The 15240-nt window shown below is 55.6% G+C and carries 17 protein-coding genes and 2 tRNA genes; 8 read left to right on the top strand and 11 right to left on the bottom strand.

What is annotated here, in order from left to right:
* Nucleotides 1-22: 22 nt before the first annotated feature.
* The gene (locus IFU29_RS03595) at nucleotides 23-964 is read right to left on the bottom strand and encodes an SDR family oxidoreductase (protein ID WP_191932695.1); all 942 of its coding nucleotides are present in this window, start codon (nucleotides 962-964) and stop codon (nucleotides 23-25) included.
* Nucleotides 965-1138: 174 nt separating this feature from the next.
* Here IFU29_RS03595 and IFU29_RS03590 point away from each other — a divergent pair, with 174 nt between their 5' ends.
* Together IFU29_RS03590 and IFU29_RS03585 are read left to right on the top strand one after the other, a co-directional pair.
* Nucleotides 1139-2020, top strand: a complete 882-nt coding sequence (locus IFU29_RS03590; protein ID WP_191932694.1) for a LysR family transcriptional regulator — start codon at nucleotides 1139-1141, stop codon at nucleotides 2018-2020.
* 55 nt (nucleotides 2021-2075) lie between these two features.
* Nucleotides 2076-2558, top strand: coding sequence for a glutathione peroxidase (locus IFU29_RS03585; protein WP_191932693.1), 483 nt, complete (start codon nucleotides 2076-2078; stop codon nucleotides 2556-2558).
* A gap of 221 nt (nucleotides 2559-2779) precedes the next feature.
* Here the strand turns inward: IFU29_RS03585 and IFU29_RS03580 are convergent.
* Nucleotides 2780-2855: transfer RNA gene (locus IFU29_RS03580), tRNA-Asn, on the bottom strand.
* A gap of 361 nt (nucleotides 2856-3216) precedes the next feature.
* Here IFU29_RS03580 and IFU29_RS03575 point away from each other — a divergent pair.
* Nucleotides 3217-4653, top strand: coding sequence for a glycoside hydrolase family 1 protein (locus IFU29_RS03575; protein WP_191932692.1), 1437 nt, complete (start codon nucleotides 3217-3219; stop codon nucleotides 4651-4653).
* A gap of 45 nt (nucleotides 4654-4698) precedes the next feature.
* Here the strand turns inward: IFU29_RS03575 and IFU29_RS03570 are convergent, their stop codons facing one another.
* The 4 genes from IFU29_RS03570 to IFU29_RS03555 are packed head-to-tail and all read right to left on the bottom strand — an operon-like array spanning nucleotide 4699 to nucleotide 8100.
* A complete protein-coding gene (locus IFU29_RS03570) occupies nucleotides 4699-5535 on the bottom strand; it encodes a metal ABC transporter permease (protein WP_274604275.1) in 837 nt (278 codons plus the stop codon).
* The gene (gene sitC / locus IFU29_RS03565) at nucleotides 5532-6389 is read right to left on the bottom strand and encodes an iron/manganese ABC transporter permease subunit SitC (protein ID WP_191932691.1); all 858 of its coding nucleotides are present in this window, start codon (nucleotides 6387-6389) and stop codon (nucleotides 5532-5534) included. Before sitC ends, IFU29_RS03570 begins: the two co-directional genes overlap by 4 nt.
* Entirely contained in the window at nucleotides 6389-7192 is an 804-nt protein-coding gene (locus IFU29_RS03560) for a manganese/iron ABC transporter ATP-binding protein (RefSeq protein WP_191932690.1), read from the bottom strand. The genes sitC and IFU29_RS03560 overlap by 1 nt, the downstream gene beginning before the upstream one ends.
* The gene (locus IFU29_RS03555; RefSeq protein WP_191932689.1) at nucleotides 7189-8100 is read right to left on the bottom strand and encodes a metal ABC transporter substrate-binding protein; all 912 of its coding nucleotides are present in this window, start codon (nucleotides 8098-8100) and stop codon (nucleotides 7189-7191) included. The genes IFU29_RS03560 and IFU29_RS03555 overlap by 4 nt, the downstream gene beginning before the upstream one ends.
* A 330-nt stretch (nucleotides 8101-8430) precedes the next feature.
* Between IFU29_RS03555 and IFU29_RS03550 the strand changes: the two genes are divergently transcribed.
* A complete protein-coding gene (locus IFU29_RS03550) occupies nucleotides 8431-8913 on the top strand; it encodes a cold-shock protein (protein WP_062742582.1) in 483 nt (160 codons plus the stop codon).
* 200 nt (nucleotides 8914-9113) lie between these two features.
* Here IFU29_RS03550 and IFU29_RS03545 read toward each other — a convergent pair whose 3' ends face one another.
* Entirely contained in the window at nucleotides 9114-9512 is a 399-nt protein-coding gene (locus tag IFU29_RS03545) for a MerR family transcriptional regulator (protein ID WP_191933112.1), read from the bottom strand.
* 73 nt (nucleotides 9513-9585) lie between these two features.
* Here IFU29_RS03545 and IFU29_RS03540 point away from each other — a divergent pair, with 73 nt between their 5' ends.
* Both IFU29_RS03540 and IFU29_RS03535 read left to right on the top strand, forming a co-directional pair.
* Nucleotides 9586-10071 (top strand): DUF2938 domain-containing protein, encoded by a 486-nt coding sequence (locus IFU29_RS03540; RefSeq protein WP_191932688.1) that lies wholly within the window; start codon nucleotides 9586-9588, stop codon nucleotides 10069-10071.
* A 241-nt stretch (nucleotides 10072-10312) separates the two neighbouring features.
* Nucleotides 10313-10960, top strand: coding sequence for a dTMP kinase (locus tag IFU29_RS03535; protein WP_191932687.1), 648 nt, complete (start codon nucleotides 10313-10315; stop codon nucleotides 10958-10960).
* A gap of 61 nt (nucleotides 10961-11021) precedes the next feature.
* Here the strand turns inward: IFU29_RS03535 and IFU29_RS03530 are convergent.
* From IFU29_RS03530 to IFU29_RS03520, 3 genes are all read right to left on the bottom strand, one after another.
* Nucleotides 11022-11097, bottom strand: a tRNA-Asn gene (locus IFU29_RS03530).
* A 99-nt stretch (nucleotides 11098-11196) separates the two neighbouring features.
* On the bottom strand, nucleotides 11197-11991 hold the full coding sequence (gene mtfA, locus IFU29_RS03525) for a DgsA anti-repressor MtfA (protein WP_191932686.1): 795 nt from the start codon (nucleotides 11989-11991) through the stop codon (nucleotides 11197-11199).
* Between the two features lie 206 nt (nucleotides 11992-12197).
* Entirely contained in the window at nucleotides 12198-12854 is a 657-nt protein-coding gene (locus IFU29_RS03520) for a hypothetical protein (RefSeq protein ID WP_191932685.1), read from the bottom strand.
* Nucleotides 12855-13450: 596 nt separating this feature from the next.
* Between IFU29_RS03520 and IFU29_RS03515 the strand changes: the two genes are divergently transcribed.
* Nucleotides 13451-14155 (top strand): phosphohydrolase, encoded by a 705-nt coding sequence (locus IFU29_RS03515; RefSeq protein WP_191932684.1) that lies wholly within the window; start codon nucleotides 13451-13453, stop codon nucleotides 14153-14155.
* A gap of 73 nt (nucleotides 14156-14228) precedes the next feature.
* Entirely contained in the window at nucleotides 14229-14477 is a 249-nt protein-coding gene (locus IFU29_RS03510; RefSeq protein WP_062742569.1) for a hypothetical protein, read from the top strand.
* Between the two features lie 41 nt (nucleotides 14478-14518).
* Here IFU29_RS03510 and IFU29_RS03505 read toward each other — a convergent pair whose 3' ends face one another.
* The gene (locus tag IFU29_RS03505) at nucleotides 14519-15175 is read right to left on the bottom strand and encodes an epoxyqueuosine reductase QueH (protein WP_191932683.1); all 657 of its coding nucleotides are present in this window, start codon (nucleotides 15173-15175) and stop codon (nucleotides 14519-14521) included.
* Nucleotides 15176-15240 lie beyond the last annotated feature (65 nt).

Below are 15240 nucleotides of genomic sequence, written 5' to 3'. Positions count from 1 at the left end.
CGGCATTGCCTGCCTCTGCGACTCAGGGAATAAGCTGCTGATTGCGTGCCCACCGCGTGATCGCCTCGCGCGCTGACGGAGCGGGTCCGAAGAACGCCTCCTGCCTGGAGATGTCCGAGACATAACGCCCCGTTCTGAAGAACAGGAACATCTGGATCAGATCATACCCGAGTGCGGAAAACAGCCTGACCGGCCGTGCGGCCACCCGAAGTAACCACCAGGGAATGATCTGCATCTTCAGAGGCTTGTTGATGACCTCAGCGATGATAGCGGCCAGCTCCTGCTGGCTCTTCGGACCGTCACGCCAGCCGACATCGATCGTCTGGTTGATAATGTCGCTGCCTGGATAGATCGCCGCCTTCGCCAGACAGGAGGCAAGGTCATCCGTCAGCACGTAGGACCAGCGAGTGCTCTTATCCCCTGCACCCTGGAATTTCCCCGCTTTCACGGCCCTGGCAATAAAATCCGTACTCTGGTCGAGAAACGAGGGCGCTCGCACAAAGACGTACGGCACGCCTGACAGTTTGATCAGGTCCTCAGCCACTTTCTTGGCGTGGAAATGAGGGACTGCAGACGCACTTTCACAGCTCACAATGCTGAGAAAAACCAGTCTGCTCACTTTTGCCCGCGCAGCGGCCTCGATGAGGTTTTTGTTGCCCTGAAAGTCGGTATCGAGGCTGCCCTTCATATAACTGTTCGCCGAGCTGACCACAACGTCAACGCCCTGCAAGGCGCGGTCCAGCGACGTCGGGTCCATCATATCGCCGCGAACCCATTCGATGCAGGCATCCCCAGCTGCGGGGGGGCCTTTTCGCGACATGGCAACGACGGCCGCGCTTTTATCAGCCGCGAGGTGGTACAGAATCTTGGCACCGAGGAAGCCTGTTGCGCCGACGACCAGAATTTTCTTTCTCTCCGGCGCGTTGATATCCGCAGCGGTCGCACGTTGAGGTGATTGAGCCATTATTTAATATCCTTTGTCGGCCGGTCAGTGTGTGGCTTCCCCCATGCTCCAGTGTGAATACAGGATTCATACGGGGGGGGCCCTGGGTTGAAAGCACCATCTACTCTCTACCATTCCGATTTCGGGATAAATACACTATATTTGAAAACAGAATTCCATATATGGAGCAATCAAATGGAGCTGTTGAATGATATGGCACTGTTTGTGGAGGTCGCGAGGGCCAGGAGCTTTCGCAAGGCAGCAGAAGCCGTGGGCATGCCTAACTCCACCCTGTCACGCCGTATCAGTGCGTTGGAAAAGGCGATTGGTTTGAGGCTCCTGCATCGCACAACGCGTAAGATTGAGCTGACCGAGGCGGGGCAGCTTTACTATGCGCGCAGCAAACCTATCGTCGAGGAGGCCCGGCTTGTGCATGAGCAGCTGGGCGAGATGCTTGAGCAGCCGGGCGGGACCCTGCGGATTTCGCTGCCTGTCGATTTCGCCACGCTTTATCTCACACCGCTCATCGCCGATTTCGCCGCACACTATCCCGGCATCCGGTTTGAATTCGACCTGACTCCGCGCCGTGTCGATCTGGTGACTGAACCGTTCGATGTTGCGATCCGCATGGGTAAACTGGAAGACTCGGGTCTGATCGCTCGCCTGATCGGGCGGCATTCGCGCTATCTCTATGCGTCCCCCGACTATATCGGGGCGTCTGGCACGCCTGCCACACCGACGGATCTGGCGGCGCACGAATGCCTCTGCATGACGAAGGTTCCGACCTGGCACTTGCAGCAGAGTAAGAGTAAGGCAGAGGTTGAGGTGGGCGTTCATGGCAGGTTTACGCTCAACAGCGTTGGGATGATCCGTACTCTCGCCCTGAAACATCAGGGTATTGCCCTGCTTCCCGAGAAGATTGTCGCGGACGATCTGGCTTCCGGCCAGCTGATGCGTGTGCTTCCTGAGTGGAAAGGGTCAGCCGTCAGCATTTATGCCGTCACCGAAACGCGACTGACGCCTGCCAGGACTCAGCGTTTTATTGAATTCTTGTCTTCCAGACTAATGGAAGCCTGAAAATGGGTTTCAGGCTATTCGTTCAACTTAGTAAATCTGCTCTGAGGGGGCCGACATGATCACCTTTCATCAACTTACCGCTACCCGCCTGGGGGGGCAGCTCAGCTCTCTGGCTGATTATGCTGGCAAGCTGGTTCTGGTGGTGAATACCGCCAGCCATTGCGGCTTCACGCCACAGTATGCGGGCCTTGAAGCGCTCTATAAGAAGTACGCCGCGCAGGGGCTGGTGGTGCTTGGTTTTCCCTGTAACCAGTTTGGTAAGCAGGAACCCGGCGACGCCGACGAAATCGCCCAGACCTGTCATATTAACTACGGAGTGAGCTTTCCGATGTTTGAGAAAGTAGAGGTCAACGGTGCTGCGGCGCACCCGGTGTTTCGTTATCTTAAAAACGAATTGCCCGGCGTTCTGGGTGGACGGATCAAGTGGAACTTCACTAAGTTCCTGATCGGGCGTGACGGCAAACCCCTCAAGCGGTTTGCACCCTTCACCACGCCAGAGAAAATGGAAGCCGTCATTCTTGCTGCACTTGAACGGTAAGTTATCCTGTAACCAGAACCGTACCCGTATGATTACCGTCCGGTTGCCGCTGCAGGTTCAACGGGCCGATGTAACGCCTGTCAGGTAGCCAGCTTTAGTGTGCCAGGAAACACTGACAAGGGACGGGAATGAAGGGTGAAGCCAGCACGGTGAATCTGAAGCAGTAGCCTGATGAAAGCAAAAAGCCCGCTCAGGTTTCCCTGAGCGGGCTTCTTTAAATATGGCTCCTCTGACTGGACTCGAACCAGTGACATACGGATTAACAGTCCGCCGTTCTACCGACTGAACTACAGAGGAATCGTTTGAACGAGGCGCATAGTAATCATCGCGGCAGGGGGTGTCAACGCGAAATATCATCGCAGGCAGCCAACTGTCGATGTTTGCACCAATATGCTGATTTCCTCAACATTTTTCCCTTTTTACGCGGGTTAACCCCGGCCGGTACTGTGTGGAAAACACCGGGAGGGTGGCATAACCCGCCCAGGCGATGCCGTACTTGCGCAGCCAGTCCCTTTTCTGCAATCGGTTTCATAGTGCTGTTATCCCCGTCATTTTTGCTCTACTATTTCTGCCGTTCGGGCGGCGCTGAAGTCGGGTCATCGCATGGCGGCCGGGCTGCGGCTCCGCTAACTATCGGTATCATTTAAGGAAAAGTGGCATGAAAGAAAGGTTTCCGCAGGGCTTTATGTGGGGCGGCGCAACGGCGGCCAATCAGGTTGAAGGGGCTTATGATGTGGATGGCAAGGGTCTGTCGATTGTCGATGCCATTCCGGGCGGCAAGCAGCGCCTGAGCATTGTTGCCGCACCGGAGTTTGACTTCACGCTGGATGAAGCCCGCTACACCTATCCCAACCACAAAGGCATCGACCACTATCACCGCTTCCGCGAAGATATTGCCCTGTTTGCCGGGATGGGTTTCAAATGTTATCGCTTTTCCATTGCCTGGACGCGCATCTATCCGAACGGTATCGAGCAGCAGCCGAACGAAGCGGGCCTCAGTCACTATGCTGAAGTCATTGATACCTGTATCGCCCACGGCATTGAACCGGTGATCACCCTTTCCCACTATGAAATGCCGCTGCATCTGGCGACCGCGTTCGGCGGCTGGAAGAACCGTGAGCTGATTGGTCACTTTGAGCGCTTTGCCCGCACGGTGCTGGAACGGTTTGGCCACAAGGTGAAGTACTGGATGACCTTTAACGAGATCAACAGTGCGGCGCATTTCCCGATGATGAGCCAGGGTCTGACGGTGAAAACCGGTGCGCTGGAAGCGCAGGCGAAATTCCAGGGCTGGCATAACCAGTTTGTCGCCAGCGCTCTGGCGGTAAAAATCGCCCATGACACTGACGCGCAGATCCAGATGGGCTGCATGATCCTGTTTGCCACCAACTATGCCTATGACTGCAATCCGCTGAACCAGCTGGCAGCAATGCAGGAAAACCAGTCATTCAACTACTACTGTGCTGACGTGCAGGCGGGCGGTAAATATCCGTATTACGCCCGCAAGCTGTGGCAGTCGCTCGGCGTCACGCTGGATATTCAGCCGGGCGACCTTGAGCTGATCAAAGCGCACACCGTCGACTACATCGGTTTCAGCTACTACATGTCTTCCACCACCTGTGCCACCGACCCGGATGCGGCGGCGGCCAGCGGCAACCTGCTGGGCGGGGCGCGTAACCCGTTCCTTGAAGCCAGCGACTGGGGCTGGGAGATCGACCCGGTGGGGCTGCGTATCGCGTTGAACCAGCTGTATGACCGCTATGAAAAACCGCTGTTTATTGTGGAAAACGGTCTGGGCGCGGTGGACAAGTCGGATGCCGATTTTAACATTGCCGATGACTACCGCATTAATTACCTGCGTAAGCACATTGATGCGATGGCAGAAGCGATAGACGACGGCGTGGAGCTGATGGGATACACCCCGTGGGGCTGCATCGATCTGGTCAGCATGTCGACCGGGGAGATGAGTAAACGTTACGGCTTTATCTACGTCGATCTGGATGACAGCATCAGCGGCACCGGTAACCGCTACAAGAAGAAATCCTACCACTGGTATCAGAAGGTGATCGCCAGCAACGGCCAGGACATCAGCTAACACAGACAGAAACGGCGTCCATTGCAGACGCCGTTTTTTTTGTCGTTACGACAGCACCATGCGCCGATCGCGCCGCACCGACCAGATAAAGGCGGCGATAAACAGCAGGGCGAACAGCACCACGATCGTCGGGCCGGGCGCACTGTCCAGGAAGAACGACAGGTAAGTCCCGCTAAAGCACACCACCACCGACAGCGCGACGGCGAAAATCATCACGCTGGAGAAGCGGCGCATCAGCAGCACGGCGATCGCCCCCGGTGCAATCAGCAGCGCAATCGACAGCACAATGCCCACCGCCTTCAGGGTGGCAACGATGGTCAGGGCAATCATGCTCAGCAGGCCGTAATGCAGCAGCGTGGTGTTCAGCCCGCTGGCTTTCGCCTGGTGCGGATCGAACGCATGCAGCACCAGGTCGCGCCACTTGACGCCGATAATCAGCGCAATCAGGCAGGCAATACCGCCGCTTTGCAGCAGGTCGCTGGTGGAAATGCCCAGCATATCGCCAAACAGGATGTGGTCGAGGTGAACCTCTGATTTGACCGAGATATAGAGGATCAGCCCAGCGGCAAACATCCCGGAGAAGACGATGCCCATCACCGTATCCTGCTTGATGCGGCTGTTCTCTTTCAGGTAGCCGGTGGCCAGCGCGCAGAACAGTCCGGCGCAGAACGCCCCGACCGCGAGGGGGATGCCAATAATCCAGGCGATCACCACGCCGGGAAAGACCGCATGGCTCATTGCATCGCCCATCAGCGACCAGCCCTTGATCACCATAAAGCTGGAGAGCAGGGCGCAGGGGACTGCCACAATCACCGAAATAGCCAGTGCAGTGTGCATAAAATCAAACTCAAACGGGCTTAACAGCAGTTCGATCATAGTCATATCGCCTCCTGCTGCGGGCTGGCCGCGCGCCGGCGTCGGGCCAGCAGCCCGTGTTTAGGCGCAAAAACAAAGGCGATGAGGAAGACCAGCGTCTGCGCCACGACGATGATGCCGCCAGTGGCTCCGTCCAGGTAGTAACTGACCCACGCGCCGAAGAAGCTGGTGATGCTGCCAATCAGTACGGCAATCACCAGCAGCCGCTGGAAGCGGTCGGTCAGCAGATAGGCCGTGGCTCCCGGGGTGACCACCAGGCAGATCACCAGAAACGCGCCGACGGTCTGCAGGGCAGCAATGGTGCAGGCCGCCAGCAGGGTGAAGAACAGCAGCTTGAGGCGCGTCGGGTTCAGGCCGACAGAGCGCGCATGATTCTCGTCAAAGAAGGTCACCATCAGGTCTTTCCATTTCACCAGCAGGATCAGCAGCGAGACAAAGCCGATGACCGCCAGCTGGATTATATCCTCCGGCGCTATCGCCAGGATATTGCCCAGCACGATGGTCTGAATATTCACCGAGGTGGGGTTAAGCGACACCATAAACAGGCCAAGGCCAAAGAAGGAGGAGAAGATCAGCCCGATAATCGCGTCCTCCTTCAGCCGGGTACGCTGGTTGAGGAACAGCATACTGCCTGCGGCCAGCCCGCCGGAAAGAAACGCACCGAGAGCAAAGGGCAGGCCGAGCATATAGGCTCCGGCCACGCCGGGGACTATCGAGTGGGAGAGGGCATCGCCAATCAGCGACCAGCCCTTCAGCATCAGATAGCAGGAGAGAAACGCGCACACGCCGCCCACCAGCGCCGATACCCACATGGCGTTAAGCATGTACTGATAGTGAAAAGGTTCAGCCAGCCACGCCATCAGCCGTTCCCCCTCACCACCGACAGCGCCGGCTGCGTGTGACCATCGCCAAACACCACATCGCGCAGCGCACCGCTAAAGGCATTTTCCAGGTTTTCCCGGCTGAAGGTGGTGGCCGTCGGTCCGCAGGCCAGCACCGTGCCTTTCACGATCACCGTGTGGTCACAGTATTCGCTGACGGAGGCCAGATTGTGGGTGGAAACCAGCAGGGTGCGGCCCTCATCGCGCAGCTCGTGCAGCAGGCTGATAATCTGACGTTCGGTGTTAACGTCCACGCCGGTAAAGGGTTCATCCAGCAGGATCACCTGGCCGCGCTGGGCGATGGCGCGCGCAAGGAACACGCGTTTTTTCTGGCCGCCGGAGAGTTCGCCAATCTGCCGCAGGCGAAACTCTGCCATACCGACGCGCTCCAGCGCCTCGGTGACCAGGCGCTTATCCTCTGCGCGGGCGATGCGCAGCATGCCCATATGGCCGTAGCGGCCCATCATCACCACATCTTCCACCAGCACCGGGAAAGACCAGTCAACGTCCTCCGACTGCGGCACGTACGACACCATATTCTGTTTCAGCGCGCGGTGTGCGGGCTGTTCCAGCAGGGTAATCGAGCCCTTCGAGAGGGGGACAAACCCCATAATGGCTTTAAACAGCGTCGATTTACCGGAGCCGTTGATCCCCACCAGCGCGGCGATGCTGGCACCGGGCACCTGTAAGGTGGCATCGCGCAGGGCGGTGTGCCCGTTGCGGTAGGTGACCGTCAGATCGTTAACCCGAATGCCGTCGGGTGCCGTCTGTGTGTTATTCATTTTGCCAGCCCCTGCTGAATGCCTTTAACGATGGTGTCGCTGGTGACGCGCAGTAAGTCGAGATAGGTCGGTACCGGCCCATCGGCAGCGCTGAGGGAGTCAACGTACAGTACGCCGCCGTAGTGGCTGCCGGTTTCGCGCGCCACCTGGCGGGCTGCCTTATCGGAAACCGTGCTTTCGCTGAACACGGCCGGGATCTTCTCCTGCTTCACTTTATCGATCACTTTACGTACCTGCTGCGGGGTACCCTGCTGATCGGCGTTGATCGGCCACAGGTAGAGCTCTTTCAGCCCGAAGTCGCGCGTCAGGTAGGAGAACGCGCCCTCGCTGGTAACCAGCCAGCGCTTGTCCGCCGGGATCTGCGCCAGCGCCTGCTGCACCGGAGCCACGGTGGCGCTGATTTTCTCTTTATAGGCGGCCGCATTTTTGCGGTAAGTGTCGGCATTGGCCGGGTCATACTTCACCAGTGCATCGCGGATATTATCCACGTAGATCAGCGCATTTTCCGGCGACATCCAGGCATGGGGATTCGGTTTACCGCTGTAGGGGCCGTCGCTGATCCCCATCGGGACAATGCCGTCAGACACCACCACTTCCGGCACCCCGGGAAGATGTTGATAAAAGCGCTGGAACCACAGTTCCAGGTTCAGACCGTTGGCGAGGATAAGCTGGGCACCCCGGGCGCGTTTGATATCACCCGGTGTGGGCTGATATTCATGGATTTCTGCTCCGGCTTTGGTGATCGACGCGACGTCGGCAGCATCACCCGCCACGTTTTTCGCCATATCCGCAATCACGGTGAACGTGGTGATCACTTTGAATTTTTCCTGTGCTACTGCCGGTGCCAGCGGCAGCGCGGCAAGCAGAGCAGCACAGATCCATCCTTTTAACTGGAACAGTAAACGCATAGAAATCTCCCAGAAAGCGCTTAAAAATAGAACGTAATTAGCAGTTGCTATAAGGTATAGCACAGGCTATATCGCCATGTGAATGTTTTTTGTGTGGGATTACGCAGATTGACAATTGACCGTCTGAGAAATAAAACCGCAGGGATTGCTTGCGATGAGGGGGACAAATGTTATCCCGGCGGATGACTGTCCCGCGCCCGATGGCGATTATTCCTACGCAGGTGGTAAATTTATCGTCCAGACTTAAACCAAAGGCATAGTCTGCGCCCGCATTGTGCTTTACACTGCGCGCTGCAAAAACTCAGTAGATTAATGACAGAACAGGCGGAAATGGCGATGAACGGAACAATCACAACCTGGTTTAAAGATAAAGGTTTTGGTTTTATCAAAGACGAAAACGGCGATAACCGTTATTTTCATGTGATTAAGGTCGCCAACCCGGATTTGATTAAAAAAGACGCGGCAGTGACGTTTGAGCCCACGACCAACTCCCGGGGCTTATCGGCCTTCGAGGTGAAAGTGCTGCCGGAAAGTAACTATATTTATATCGCCGGTGAGCGCCTTAAGCTGACGTCGATCAAGTCTTACCTGGTGTACAGCGAAGAGGTCCCTGCCGATACCCGTATTGATAAAGAAAATACGGTGCTCTCCGTGGGCATTCTGATGAGTAGCATCCGGCCGAAAACGGCCACCGCGCCGGGTGAGATGCGCACGCTGAAAAAGCTGGCGATCACCACCTTCCAGGGGACGACATTAATTTTCTCGGAAGATGAAATTGACGTGGACAGCACGGTAAAAATGCTCAAAATCTGACGGCTGACGCAGTGCCGGCAGTGAAATAAAAAACCCGCTCAGGGAAATCTGAGCGGGTTTTTTATTCTGCGCCAGTGCTCCGTCATTTCCTGATAACACCGCTAAAAAAACAACGCTATGCTGTCAGGGTGCCGGAATGATCATCCGGGCGCTGACAGACCGCCCTGTGACAGAAGCGGATTAAGCGTGAAAAAGGCGTATTACCTGATGAGCCGCAGTCCTTTGGCCACCAGATTGCTGAACCCTTCACAATGGGCATGATCCTCTGCGCTACAGCGGGCAGCATGCTTCAACCCCCGGCTTAATCGTTGCAATCTGCGGACAGTGGCGTCAATTTCCTGGGCTCGATCAGCAAGACGCTCCCGGTCGATGACGGTCCCACCTTGCTTATTGAACATGGCGGCCATTTCATCCAGGGTAAATCCGGCAGCCTGCCCCAGGGCGATCAGCTGCAGTTTATTCAGCACATTTTTGTGATACTGCCTTCTCAGGCCATTACGGCCAATGGGATGAATGAGTCCTTTCGTTTCGTAAAACCGTAACGCGGAGGGCAGCACGCCGGAAAGATGAGCCACTTCCCTGATATCCAGTTCTTCCATCATTGACTTCAACCTGACTTTAAGTTGCACACTGGCGACCAGCTTACCATTCTCATTAAATAAGGACGAAAAAATGGACAGTGTGACGCTCATTCAGGCGGTTATAACAGGTATTTTCGCCACTCTGGCGATGGATTGTTGGTCACTGATCCAGAAGCCTGTCTTCGGTGTTTCGCCGGTGAATTATGCCCTGGTCGGACGCTGGGTTTTATGGCTGCCCAGAGGAAAAATGCGCCATAACACCATCGCTTCCACCGCATCTGTGCATAACGAACTTTTAGTCGGGTGGGGTGTTCATTATCTGACCGGGATCCTGTTTGCTTTCATACCGCTTTTACTGGACGGGCCAGACTGGTTCCGTGAACCTTCTGTTACCACGGCTATGCTGGCAGGCCTGTTAACACTCATTGCGCCTTTCCTGATCCTGCAGCCCGCCCTGGGTTTTGGCATTGCGGCTTCCCGCACGCCCCGCCCATGGCGGGCCCGACTGCTGAGTGTGATCACCCATCTGGCGTATGGGTCAGGACTGTATATCGCGGCTCTGGTTATAAACTCATAAAGGTAAAGCCGTTGAGTCAGCCGTTCGAAGGTCAGCCCGTTTACCGTTCAACGCGGCCTGCCAGCGGCATCCGCTTAAAAGCAGGTGCAATCTGAGAGGCTTTCCGTTTACTCAGGGGATGCCTTAAACTACGCTGCGCAGGTCACCACCGATGGAGGATCCGCTATTCATTCTGAGGAAGTAAAATGCGTTTGCCCGATACCTGCCTGACACAAACCCTCTGTCCATTGGCATCTGAAGAATGAGTCGTCCACTGTTTGTTTCTCTGGATGGCCCTAAGGGAGCCGGTAAAACTACCCTGCTGGAGGCCATGACAAAAGTGCTGAGAGCTGACAATAAAAAGGTGATCCGGCTTTGCGAGAGAAAAAGCGATCCCTACAGGGCGGAAACCATGGCCCTTGTTAACCGGCTCGCCAGGGATCCCGATCTGGAGTTAGAACGGGAGATTTGTCAGCGTCTGGCTGACAGCCGTGCCTGGATTTCCCGACACGTGCTGACGAAACAGCCTGCGGACAGCATTATCCTGATGGATCGCTGGTACCCGTCAGATGCCGCGTTTCGCCGGATGGTTCCCTTTGCAGAAATTTTACAGCTGAACACGGAACGACAGGTGCGAGCACCTGACCTGCTCGTCGGGGTTGTGACTGCGCCTGATATATCATGGGCCAGGGCCACGTCCCGGCCGCGTGGGCTGAGCAGTACGGTGATGTCTACGCTGGAAGAGCATGCTGCCTGTACCAGGGCATTTGAGCGGGAAATGGCAAATCACGGCTGGGTACTGTGCCGTAATGAAGGCACGCTCGAAGACGCAACCATGCAGATTATCGCTGAGATCAACAAACTACCCGCATGCCCCACCGGCGTCGTTTTCCCGGCAGATGCGGTATGAGTATATTAATCGCAACAGCAAAAAGCCCGCTCAGGTTTCCCTGAGCGGGCTTCTCTAAATTTGGCTCCTCTGACTGGACTCGAACCAGTGACATACGGATTAACAGTCCGCCGTTCTACCGACTGAACTACAGAGGAATTGTGGAACGAGGCGAATAGTAGCGATACGCCTCCTGCCTGTCAACAGCAAAAAACAGTTTAGCTTTCAACTGGCTGCGTTTGAATCAACCCGACTGATTAGTGAACAATTCCGCCCGCATTATGGTGTAACTGCTGCTGATCCAGCCGCTGATGCGGATCCTGGCGATAAAATTGGCGAAAACGCTGGTAGAGTGCGGGAAAGCGGGTGAGCAACAGCTCCGGCGCGCTGAAAAAATATTCAGACAGGACGGCAAAGCATTCCGCCGGTTCGCTGGCGGCATAGGCGTCAATGCTGGCGGCATTTTCGCCGACCAGGTCGATCTCATCCTGGATATCGTTCATTGCCGCGCGCAGATCGCGTTCCCAGCCGACCACGTCACGCAGTGCCATGGCCGGAACGCCGTTGGCTTCACCGCTGCCGCGCGCGTCGAGCTTATGCGCCATTTCATGAATAACAAGGTTATAACCGGACAGGTCGAACGAATCCTGCACGTCCAGCCAGTTCAGCACGATCGGGCCCTGCTGCCAGCTTTGTCCGGCGTGGACGACCTGTTCCCGGTGTACCAGACCAAATTCATCCTGCCATTCGTCATCGACCATAAACGGGGAGGGGTAGATCAGCACTTCATGAAAACCATCCAGCCAGTCGTAGCCCAGACTGAGGACCGGCAGGCAGAACAGCAGCGCCAGGCGACAGCTTTTCAGCTCATCCAGCTCAAACCCCTGCAGCGGAACCAGGCGCTTCTGACGTAAGAAACGCGTCGCAAGCTGGCAGAGTGCCTGGCGTTCACCGCTATTCAGGCTCGCCAGCAGGGGAATATCCAGCGCCTGCTGCCAGGGCAGCCCGCTTTCCACGGCGTCATCGCCGCCTTTCCACGGCCATTTGATCATGCTGCTATTCCTCCCGCCTGATAAGAAACCGGTCCCTGAGCATTCCTGGATCACTGACGCTGTCTGCTGCTTTCCCGGGTTGGTATGAGGCGGGAGAACAGCGTGACAATTACGCAGGTGAATAAGGGGAATATTCAATCAGTTATATTGAGGGCTGTCTGTGACAAAACGCAAGCAGCGCTGAAAAAAATCAGCGCTGCAGTGGGTCAGAGGCGGGCAAACTCGATGACCCAGACCCAGGGGTTCACTTCCCAGCTGGTGCCACCGTACTGCAGGGCCCACTGTTTGCGGTAGGCATCTTTTGCTGATACCGCTTCACTGTGCATGGTGAAGAAGTTATTGAGGAAGTGGGAGTCGACCTGCACCCCCTCCGCCATCACATCGTCGTCACTGATATCCTGAATGCGCTCAACGCGAATGGCGGTGATGGTCAGGTCAATGCGGCTGGCCCAGCGCGGCATATGAATGCCTGCCTGCCAGCCAAAGTTTTCATCGGTTTCCTCAGTGCTGTAGACACTGGAGTCGGCGCGGTACTGGCAGTAATCAATATTTTTAAACTGCGCGGGTGACTGCTGGTACAACGCCATTTCACCGGGGGGCACCACCGGGCCACGCCAGGTTTCCCGCACCCAGAGGCGGTCACCAGGCTGGCCATAGGGGCAATGGTAGCTGAGATTTTCCATGCCCAGCACCCGGTTACCCTGTAGATTATTGCTTAAAACATCAATGCCATAACAACCTTCATGATTGTCCTGGCCAGGCCCAAAAAGTTGGGACTTCATGATGCGCCTTGTCTGCTTTTGCTGGCCTGACAGCAGGGCGCGCACCCGTTGATCGCTAAATAGAATCGGGCGTTCTTTCATGGTTTAACCTCTAATAAGACTTTCTCAACCAGTTCCTGGCTCATAAGCAAAGTAAAAACACAATACAGATAACTCCTAACATTAGCTCAAAAAAAAGAAATGGATTATTTTTTAAGTAATCATCAGAGTCTCTTATTAAAAAACACCAGGACCGTGTGGCAGTGGGTGTAATGATGGTGACGTCATTGTGGTCTGTTGCTGTGGCTCGCTACGGGCTGCCTTCAGCGTCACCATAATGACATTTTACCATATTACAATGCGTTAGTGCGACGGGCAGCAATCGCCTCCCCGCACCGGTCACCGCCCTGACGGCTGGCACGGCAGGCCATAAGTCGGGGGGGCTTTTACGATGCGTTTTGTCGGTCTTTCACATGGGTTGCCTCCACTTCTCATAACCTTTATTTATCAATATGGTCACAAACTAGTCATTAAAAAAGAAGTGGAAAAGACTGAAAATGGAAAAAATGCTGTAACAACCGCAATAGTGCGGCTATAAGTTTGATGTAGATCGCATTTTTATGCCGAAACGGGGATCGGCTCACGCCGGACTGATCCTTCTGACCTCTCAACAAGTTCAAACAATTAAGGAGACGTCGATGACGCTGACTCACTGGCAATCACGCTTTGAACACTGGCTGCACGAGACCTGGCAGAAAGAAGATAAAGCCCATGATGTGGCGCACCTGACGCGCGTCTGGCAGTCGGCACAGCGCATTATGGCCGGAAGCGATGCCGATGCGCTGGTGGTACTGGCGGGCTGTTATTTCCACGATATTGTTAACCTGCCGAAAAACCACCCCGAGCGTCATCTGGCCTCCGCCCAGGCCGCCGATGAGACCCGGCGCGTCTTGCGGCAGGTGTTTACCGACTTCCCGCCGGAGAAAATAGAGGCGGTGGCGCATGCCGTCCACGCTCACAGCTTCAGTGCCGGGGTGGCCGCCGAGACGATCGAAGCAAAAATCGTGCAGGATGCTGACCGCCTGGAGTCGCTGGGTGCTATCGGGCTGGCGCGGGTGTTTTATGTGTCAGGAGCGTTAGGGCGATCTCTGTTTGACAGCCGTGACCCGCTGGGACGCGAGCGGCCGCTGGATGATGCCGAGTGGGCGCTGGATCACTTCCAGAAAAAGCTGCTCAAATTACCTGAGACGATGCAAACAGACGAGGGCAAAAGGCTGGCTGAATACAACGCCAGTTTCCTGGTGACCTATATGGCGAAACTCTGCGCCGAGCTGAAAGGCGACTTTTGTGCGCTGGATCAGGATGTTCTGACGGAATTTACGCCGGACGGGATGAAATATTAAATTTTTGTGACAGTATGGTTAAACCGTACGTTCCGGGTTACGTTGTTGGGACAATTATCAGGAGAATCAGGCAATGACCGACAAAGTAAGCTTAACCATCAAGATCGATCCCGCTTTAAAAGAAACGATTAAAACGCTCGCTCTGGACAGTCAGCTTTCTTTAAGCGATCTGGTGACCCAGCATCTGGTGAAGAGCTTTTCCGCTCAGGCACCGGATGCGGTAGACAGCACTCATACAGAAGAAGAGACCTCAGAGCAGCTCAGTCAGAACGAGCTGAAACAGGTTCGCGCGCTGCTGAAAAAATCGAAAAAGAAAAAGTAATCCCTGCCTCTGCGCGTCTCTCCGCCGGAGAGACGCGTTTATCACGCGTCGTCATCACCGTAATAGAGCACCCCCAGCTTGATTAATGGCCGCCCCTGACTTTTGCGGTGCAGATTACTGTCGCGCAGCGAATAGACACAGCCGCAGTACTCCTGCTGATAAAAACGCTCCCGCTTGCTGATTTCGATCATCCGCGACGATCCCCCTTTTTTACGCCAGTTATAGTCCCAGTAGCGAATGCCGGGGTAGGGTTCGGCGGCCCGAACGCCGCAGTCATTGATTTGCTGCATATTTTTCCAGCGCGAGATCCCCAGCGAACTGGAAATGACCGGAAATCCGTGTTCAAACGCGTAGAGGGCGGTGCGCTCGAAGCGCATATCAAAACACATCGTGCAGCGAACCCCGCGCTCAGGCTCCCACTCCATGCCTTTTGCCCGTTCAAACCAGTTATCGGTGTCGTAGTCGGCGTCAACAAAGGGGATGCCATGCTGTTCAGCAAAGCGGATATTCTCTTCTTTTCGCAGCAGATACTCTTTCTGCGGATGAATATTAGGGTTGTAAAAGAAGATGGTGTAGTCAATTCCCGATGCCTGAAGCGCTTCCATCACCTCGCCGGAGCAGGGGGCACAGCACGAGTGCAGCAGCAGTTTTTTAGCGCCGTCGGGCAGGGTCAGCAGGTCGCGTTGGGGTGCGCTCATCGGTAATGTCTCCATATTTAACGCCGTTAACCGCGCAAGTGTAGTCGCCTCTTTTCGCACTGTCA

The organism is Erwinia persicina, assembly GCF_014838825.1.
Classification (GTDB): domain Bacteria; phylum Pseudomonadota; class Gammaproteobacteria; order Enterobacterales; family Enterobacteriaceae; genus Erwinia; species Erwinia persicina_A.
This window is presented reverse-complemented; position numbering and strand designations above follow the sequence as displayed.